Origin of the sequence: Pseudomonas sp. EGD-AK9, from assembly GCF_000465935.2 — a bacterium.
Classification (GTDB): domain Bacteria; phylum Pseudomonadota; class Gammaproteobacteria; order Pseudomonadales; family Pseudomonadaceae; genus Aquipseudomonas.
Genome location: NZ_AVOF01000186.1, coordinates 1 through 6,632 on the forward strand (window position 1 = coordinate 1; position 6,632 = coordinate 6,632).

Here is a 6,632-nt window from a genome sequence, read left to right on the forward strand (position 1 = left end):
TGCGCGGCCGAGCCGGTGCTCAACAGCTGGTTCGACGGCAAGGGTCTGTCGATCAAGCGCCATGCCCAGCTTGACTTGGGCATCGCCGTGGACACCCCCGACGGCCTGTTCGTGCCGGTGCTGCGCAATGTCGGCGCGCGCAGCGCCGAGGACCTGAAGGCGGGCGTGGCGCGCCTGCGCGCCGACGTGCGCGCACGTTCCATCCCGCCGCAGGAGATGATGGGCGCGACCCTGACCCTGTCCAACTTCGGCACCCTGTTTGGCCGCTACGCCAACCCGGTGGTGGTGCCGCCGCAGGTGGCGATCATCGGCGCCGGCGGCATCCGCGACGAGCCGGTGGCGGTCGATGGTCAGGTGGTGGTGCACCCGATCCTGCCGCTGTCGCTGACCTTCGACCATCGCGCCGTCACCGGCGGCGAGGCCGCGCGCTTTCTCAAGGCGCTGGTCGAGGCGCTGCAGCAGCCGGAATGATGGCCCGGCGTGACGCCGGGCCGGGAGCTACCGGCCTTGCGGGGCGAAGCGAAACACCAGCGCCAGGCCCAGCAGGATCGCCGTCATGCCGGCCATGGCGCTGGGCGACAGCAGGTTGCCCAGCAGCAGGTAGTCGAGCAGGGCGGTGACCAGCGGCACCAGGTAGAACAGGCTGGTGACGTTGACCAGGTTGCCGGCGCGGATCAGCCGGTACAGCAGCAGCTGCGCGCCCACCGAGATCACCAGGCCCATCCACAGCAGCGGCAGCAGCAGCCCGACATCGAACTGCACCCGCCACTCCTGGGTCGGCAACAGCGCCAGGCTGGCCAGCAGGCACAGGCCGTACTGCAGCGGCAGGGCGCGCATGGGCGTCTGGTTCAGACCCTTCTGCGCGATGGCACCGAGCGTGATGCAGACCAGCGCGGCGAGCGCCAGCAGCACGCCGGTCAGCGGCAGCGAGGCGTGCAGCAGGCTGTCGCCGACGATCAGCGCGAGGCCGAGCAGGGCCAGCAGCAGGCCGGCCAGGCGCAACGGCGAGGCGCGCCGCTCCAGCAGCATCAGGGTGAGGATCGGCTGCACGCCGAGCAGGGTGGCGAGCACACCGGGGGTGATGCCGCTGTCCAGCGCCAGCAGGTAACACAGGCTGTAGCCGCCGATCATCAGCAGTCCGGCCCTGGCCGTGGGCCAGCGCAGGCCGCGCTCGGGCAGCCAGGTGCCCGAGTATGCGGCGATCAGTGCCAGCGCCAGGCAGGCGAGGGCAAAGCGCAGGATGAGAAAGGCGAAGGGCGAGGCGTGATCAAGACCCAGGCGGGCGAAGATCGCACCGCCGGACCAGAGCAGCACGAACAGTGCCGTCGAGCCGCAAGCGGCCAGTGAGGTGGTATCGAAACGCATGGTGAAGCACCTGTCGAAAAATCCGCATAAGCTCCGTGCGCGCAGAGGCGCCTCGGTCAGACCGATGACAAACGGAGCGCAATGGTCGCGGGGATGGCCCGCTTAGACGCTGGCCGGCGGGGGAGGAGGGGTGCCGGCGCGGCAGACAGGTGGAGGCGCGCAAAGCAGAGCCACAGCGCTGCGCGAGGCGGCGTTGGCGGCAGGGAGATTGCGCGTAAGGGAAGTCATCGAAATAGGCTTCGGTATGACGGGAAAGGCTGCAGGCTAGCTCGGCACCGGGCGTCGGTCAACCGCTGCCGAACTCGCCCTGGTAACAGACCGGCGAACTGGGCGAGCCCTGGCGCTCCAGCGCCTCTTCGAGAAAATCCGCCAACACCCGCGCGTTGTTGTGCGTTTCGTCGCGGGCGGCGTAGAGCAGGGTCAGGCGGCCGCTGGCGGCCCAGTGCAGCAGCGCTTGCCAGTGTTCGGGATGGCCGGCCAGCTCCTGCAGATAGGCACGACGAAAGTCTTCGAAGGCGCCGGCCTTATGGCCGAAGGCCTTGCGCAGCGCGGTGGAGGGCGCCACCTGCGGCAGCCAGGCATCGAGTGGCAGCCGATCCTTGGCCAGGCCGCGCGGCCACAGACGGTCGACCAGCACGCGGCGGCCATCGTCTGCGCCGGCGTCGAGATACACCCGTTTGCACTGGATCATGGCCTGACTCCTCGCACACAGCCTAGTCCATGGCCCTGCGGCAATGCCGCACTTGGCGCCAGCAGGGGGCTGGATTAGCGTGGCGGGCGAGGAGACATGCCATGGACTACTTCATCATTGTCGTCACCACGGCCGCCGGGCTGTATTTCCATTGGTGGCTGTTTCGCCGCATCCGTCAGTGGAGCGACCGCGACCTGGCGCTGTCGTTGGCCGCAGGCGATGGGCCGATGCGTCAGTACATGCTCGAACAACTGGTTCGGGCGCAGCGCGAGGGTATTCGCCGGCGCGATCTGCCGAACTGGCTGGAGTTTGCCGCGGCGCAGTATCGGGCGAGCGGTGCTGCCAGGGATGGCGATTCATCGTCGGCGGCGCCGCGTACCGACAGCTGAGCGCCGCTGAGGCCATCCGGGGCCACGGAACGCGACAAACCATAACGAGCTTGCCGGATTTCCCGGTGCATGCCGCCAGCGGCCTGGACGGCCCTGCCTGTTCTACTCCAACCCCTTGATGCCTAGCCATGAAAAAAGCCCCGCCACCCAGGTGGGCGGCGGGGCCAGGGGGAGAGCGTCACTCGCTGGCGGCGTTGTCGTCGAGCTCGTCGAGGGCATCGGGCTGGCTCTTGAAGGCCTTGGCGAAGATCTCGCGGTTCTTCGCCATGAAGATGCCCAGCTCCTCGCCCTGTTCCTCGCTCAGCGACGGCACCGCCTTGTGCAGCACCTGGCTGAGGCGCTCGGCCAGCTCCAGCATCTTGTCGTGACGGTCGGCTTCGGCCTTATCCATAAACAAGCGCTCCGGGTCGCGGCTGCTGCGGTACACCACTTCGACGGCCATTCATCACCTCGTCTGCCTTCATGCGTGTCGATCAGTTTTTAACTGGTTATTTGTACAGTTGTGGCGAGCATAAAGAACTCGCTGCCATTTGGCCAGCCTGCCGTGCAGCAATCGCAACGGCGTTCGGACCGCACGCCATCGCGTCCCGTGCCAGCCCCTGCGGTGTCTGGCCGAAGCCGGGTTGAACCGCGTGGATCAGGGTGGAGGCCGCGGGGCGTCTTGTACAGGATGGGTACAGGATCAGGTGCGGTCGTTTCAACGGGCCCCGGGCGTTGGTCGTCGCTTGCTGGCGCGCAGGCGCATGGCTATAGTGCCGGCTATCTCTCCCCGTCCTCCAAGTGCAGTCTGCACGGGGGTTCCATGCCGCAAACCGCGGGTCGTATCGAGCGTAAGCTGTTTGCCCTTCTGGCGTTGCTCTACCTGAGTCTGATGCTGGTTGCCGGCGCCATCTGGGGCAGCCGGGTCAACCTGGCGGGCGGCGAGGCAGTGGAAAACTTGCACAGCGCCTTGTACAAGCTTTCCCTGACTCTTTCCCACCTGCAGGACGCCGAAACCGGGCAGCGCGGTTACCTGTTGACCGGCAACGAGCTCTACCTGCGTCCTTATCAGCGCGCCAACGCCGAGCTCGATCCGCAGCTGCAGCGGTTGCGCGCCAACCCGGCGCTGCTGGGTCATGAAACCGACCTGAACGTGATCGAGCAGCTCAGCCGGCTCAAGCGCCGTGAACTGGAGGAAACCATTCGCCTGCGCCGCGAGCAGGGGCTGCTGGCCGCGCGGGCGCTGATGGTCGAGGATCGCGGCAAGGTCTATATGGACGAGATGCGCCTGCGTATCGGCAAGCTGGAGCGGCGTATCGCCGAATCCCTCGAGCAGCAGCGTGCCGACCTGCGTTGGCGTTCCAGCCTGGCGCTGTGGGGCGGCAGCGGTGCAGCGCTGCTGATGCTGGGGCTGCTCGCGCTGATCTTTTTCGACCTGCGCCGCGACCTGCGCGAGCGCAACGAGTTGGTGCAACGGCTGGCCTTCGAGTCGCAGCACGACAGCTTGACCCGTCTGCCCAATCGTCGCGCCTTCAACGAGGCCCTGGATCAGGCCCTGGCCCTGGCACGCCGTGGCGAGCGCCAGGTTGCGTTGCTGTACCTCGACCTCGACGGCTTCAAACCGATCAACGATCAGTTCGGCCATGCCGCCGGCGACGCCACGCTGAAGGCGGTGGTGGCGTGCTGGCAGGCCCTGATGCGCGAGGGCGAGTTGCTTGCGCGGCTGGGCGGCGACGAGTTCGCCGTCATCGCCGCCGGCGATGCCGAGGCGGTGGAACGTCTGGCGCAGCGGCTGATCCAGGCGCTCGACGGGCCGCTGCTGGTGGATCAGCCGACGGTGCGGGTGGGTGTCAGCATCGGTCTGGCGCGCTTTCCCGAGCATGGCGAAGAGCGCCGTCGCCTGATCGCCGCGGCCGATAACGCCATGTACCGCGCCAAGGAGGCGGGCAAGCACTGCTGCGCCTGGCCGCAGGAGCGCCCGCTGACGCTGATCGCCAGCTGAGTCGGGCGCCCTGGCGCGCGCACCGGATCCGCAATAACCCCTCTCACACCGCCCCCTGGGCCTGCTCAGGCCGCGCTTCGTCTTTCCTGGGCGTGCCGGCAACGGCTTGACCTGTTCCCGCGATGATGAGCGCATCCCGACCGCCATGGCCAGCCGCTGTCGAGAGCAGACACCGGTTGGCGGAGCCGGTCATTTTTACAATTGATATTCCAAATAAAAACACTTCTCACTAATATGTCGCCGTTTTACACCGCCCTCACCTTGCCCAAGGAGCCGCAATGCCTGCCCCTGCTGTCCATCGTTCCCTGACCCGCTCGGTTCGCCTGGCGACCCTGGGGCTGGCGCTGAGCCCGCTGCTGGTGCTGGCCGCGGAGGAGGCCATCGAGCTCGAGGCGCAGAGCGTTGTCGCGACCCCGCAAGCCGAGCGCGCCAACGGTCCGGTAGCCGGCTACGTGGCGAGCCGCAGCGCCACCGGCACCAAGACCGATACGCGGCTGCTGGAGACGCCGCAGTCGGTCAGCGTGATCACCGCCGACCGCATCCGCGACCTGGGTTCGCTGACCGTGCAGGACGCCCTGCGCTATACCGCCAGTATGCGCGGCGAAACCTACGGCCTGGACAGCCGCGGCGACTGGTCGATGATTCGCGGTAGCGCGCCGAGCATCTTCCTCGACGGCCTGCAGCAGACCTTCGGCAGTTACACCAATACCCGCACCGATCCGTTCACCCTGGTGGGCACCGTGGGCTACAGCTTCTAGCGCGCCAGGCCGGCGCCCGTCATGCGGGCGCCGGCCCCAGCCCGATCAGCGAACAACGAGCCGACCATGAGCAAGCAACCTTCCCCGACCCCTTGGAGCATCGCCTCGCGAATACTGGCCGCACTGTTCGGCGGTTATGCCCTGGCCTACGGTTTTACCGCGTTCTTCGCCGTCTACCTGCCGCTGGCGCGCGCCGACCGCGTGGTGTTCGCCAGCCTGCTGTGCTTCGCCGTATGGACCGCCGCGGTGATCTACGTGTTCGCCGCGCGCAGCGCCCTGCGCGCCTGGTCGCTGCCGCTCGGGCTGGCGCTGTTGCTGTGCCTGGCCGCCTTCCTCCCCGCCGAGTTCGGAGCGCGCCCATGAGCCTGCGTCAATCCATGGCCGGTTTGCACACCTGGGGCGGCCTGCTGCCCAGCTGGCTGTTGTTCGTCATCCTGTTCAGCGGCACTGTGGCCTGCTTCGACAAGGAACTGGAGCGCTGGATGCGTCCGGCGCTGCACCAGCCGCAGGCGGCCACGCTGAGCGCCGAGCAGCTGCGCGGCTGGCTGCAGGGCAACGTCGCGGACCGGCTGCATGCCTTCTGGATCGTGCCGCCGAGCGCGCGCGAGCCCTTCTGGCAGCTGGCCTGGGAAGTGGACGGCAGCGAGCGCATCGAGCGCCGCGCCTTCGCCCCGCACAGCCTGCAACCCCTGCCCGAGACCCAGGGTGGCGACTTCTTCTTCAAGCTGCACTACGAGCTGCACGGCGGCATGGCCGGGCGCTACCTGGTCGGCCTGGCCGGCATGTTCATGCTGGTGGCGCTGGTCTCCGGGGTGATCATCCACCGGCGCATCTTCAAGGATTTCTTCACCCTGCGCCCGGCCGCCAACGGCCAGCGCGCCTGGCTGGATGCGCACAACCTGTTCGGCGTCGCCGGCTTGCCCTTCCACCTGGTGCTGGCCTACACCGGCGTGGCGGTCTTCGTCGCCTCCTACATGCCGGCCGGTGCCCAGGTGGCCTACAAGAGCGACATCGGGCACTTCTTCAGCGAGGTGATGGGCGGCTACCACCGCGAGGAGCTGCAGCGCCCGGCACCGGCGCCGGTTTCCCTCGATACGCTGGTCGAACGGGCGCGCGCCCACTGGCAGGGCGGTGAGCCGGGGCGGATCAGCGTGCATCACCCGCACGATGCCGCGGCGGTAGTGGAGATTCGCCGCGGTGACCGCTCGCGCATCGCCATCCCGGCCGACACCCTCAGCTTCGACGCGAGCAGCGGCGAGTTGCTCCACGTGCAGCGCGCGCCGGCCGGCTACGGCACTTACCTGTGGCTGGTCGGCCTGCATATGGCGCAGTTCGGCGGCGCCCTGGTGCGCGCGCTCTACCTGCTGCTGGGCTTGGCGGGCTGCGCCATGCTGGTGGCCGGCAGCCGGGTCTGGCTGAGCAAGCGCGCGGCCCGCGGCGGGCCTGGC

General features: G+C 68.2%; 9 protein-coding genes. 6 read left to right on the plus strand and 3 right to left on the minus strand.

Annotated features, from left to right (window positions below; translation table 11 throughout):
• Positions 1 to 471: 2-oxo acid dehydrogenase subunit E2 (locus tag N878_RS10160; protein WP_021443550.1), on the plus strand; the 471-nt coding region annotated here is incomplete at its 5' end.
• Between the two features lie 27 nt (positions 472 to 498).
• Here the strand turns inward: N878_RS10160 and N878_RS10165 are convergent.
• On the minus strand, positions 499 to 1,365 hold the full coding sequence (locus N878_RS10165) for a DMT family transporter (RefSeq protein WP_021443551.1): 867 nt from the start codon (positions 1,363 to 1,365) through the stop codon (positions 499 to 501).
• 286 nt (positions 1,366 to 1,651) lie between these two features.
• Complete coding sequence (locus N878_RS10170; protein WP_021443552.1) at positions 1,652 to 2,056, minus strand: DUF488 domain-containing protein; 405 nt, start codon at positions 2,054 to 2,056, stop codon at positions 1,652 to 1,654.
• Positions 2,057 to 2,157: 101 nt separating this feature from the next.
• Here N878_RS10170 and N878_RS10175 point away from each other — a divergent pair, with 101 nt between their 5' ends.
• Positions 2,158 to 2,445, plus strand: a complete 288-nt coding sequence (locus tag N878_RS10175) for a hypothetical protein (protein WP_021443553.1) — start codon at positions 2,158 to 2,160, stop codon at positions 2,443 to 2,445.
• A gap of 178 nt (positions 2,446 to 2,623) precedes the next feature.
• Here the strand turns inward: N878_RS10175 and N878_RS10180 are convergent, their stop codons facing one another.
• Positions 2,624 to 2,887 carry a YebG family protein gene (locus N878_RS10180; protein WP_021443554.1) on the minus strand — a complete coding sequence of 88 codons (264 nt, stop codon included), beginning with the start codon at positions 2,885 to 2,887 and terminating at the stop codon, positions 2,624 to 2,626.
• A gap of 360 nt (positions 2,888 to 3,247) precedes the next feature.
• Between N878_RS10180 and N878_RS10185 the strand changes: the two genes are divergently transcribed.
• From N878_RS10185 to N878_RS10200, 4 genes are all read left to right on the plus strand, one after another.
• Positions 3,248 to 4,426, plus strand: coding sequence for a diguanylate cyclase (locus N878_RS10185; RefSeq protein WP_021443555.1), 1,179 nt, complete (start codon positions 3,248 to 3,250; stop codon positions 4,424 to 4,426).
• Between the two features lie 278 nt (positions 4,427 to 4,704).
• Entirely contained in the window at positions 4,705 to 5,184 is a 480-nt protein-coding gene (locus N878_RS10190) for a TonB-dependent receptor plug domain-containing protein (protein ID WP_021443556.1), read from the plus strand.
• A gap of 66 nt (positions 5,185 to 5,250) precedes the next feature.
• Positions 5,251 to 5,547, plus strand: a complete 297-nt coding sequence (locus tag N878_RS10195) for a hypothetical protein (RefSeq protein WP_021443557.1) — start codon at positions 5,251 to 5,253, stop codon at positions 5,545 to 5,547.
• Positions 5,544 to 6,632: PepSY domain-containing protein (locus N878_RS10200; protein ID WP_021443558.1), on the plus strand; the 1,089-nt coding region annotated here is incomplete at its 3' end. The genes N878_RS10195 and N878_RS10200, both read left to right, overlap by 4 nt.